Below are 822 nucleotides of genomic sequence, written 5' to 3'. Positions count from 1 at the left end.
ATGCTGGGCTTCAGTGCGACGGCACAGGCAGACAATATCTACAAATACCGCTCTGCGGATGGCACCATCCTGTTCACCGACCAGGCTCAGGAACAGGTGGGGCAACAATATACCCTGCTCTCCGTTCGCAAGGGCTGGAGCTACACCCCGCGCGCCCTTTCCAACGCCCAGCGTGACCAGTACGACACCATCATTACCCAGGCGGCGACCCGCTTCCGTGTGGACCCGGCGCTAGTCAAAGCCGTTATCCACGCCGAGTCCCTGTTCAACCACAACGCTATTTCCCGGGTTGGCGCCCAGGGGCTTATGCAGCTGATGCCCGAAACTGCGGCCTACCTGAAAGTCAGCAACCCCTTTGACCCCCGCGCTAATATTACCGGCGGCACCCAGTTCATCGCCTACCTGAAAAACAAATTCTCCGATCTCGACCATATCCTGGCCGCCTACAATGCCGGTGAAGGCAATGTTCGCCGCTATGGCGGCATTCCGCCTTTCAAGGAGACCCAGGCTTACGTGAAGAAAGTGAAGCAACTGCGCCAGCGTTATGCACACCAGTTCGTGGCCGAACTTGGAGAGGAAGAAACGGTGTTTGCGTCACGGTAAGCCCTCCTGCCCCCTTCACTCAGGCCCGTCAACACCAGTGTTGGATTACGCCTTTCAGGCTAATGCAACCTACAAGACTCGGCGCTCCCAGGTTATCGGGTAGGTCTGATTAACCTGAAAGGCGTAATCAGACAACAAACCCAACGTTCATCAAATTTCCACACCCAGCCACTGCCCATCATAATCAATTCGAAACTGCTCGAGCTGATAGCTTGATGT

The 822-nt window shown here is 56.0% G+C and carries 1 protein-coding gene; it reads left to right on the top strand.

The annotated features are described in order from the left end of the window. The gene (locus tag A3754_RS01830) at positions 1 to 603 is read left to right on the top strand and encodes a lytic transglycosylase domain-containing protein (protein WP_063518697.1); all 603 of its coding nucleotides are present in this window, start codon (positions 1 to 3) and stop codon (positions 601 to 603) included. Positions 604 to 822 lie beyond the last annotated feature (219 nt).

The organism is Alcanivorax sp. HI0083 (assembly GCF_001635175.1).
The sequence above is the reverse complement of the archived record's forward strand: the minus strand, read 5'-3'. Positions and strand labels throughout refer to the sequence as shown.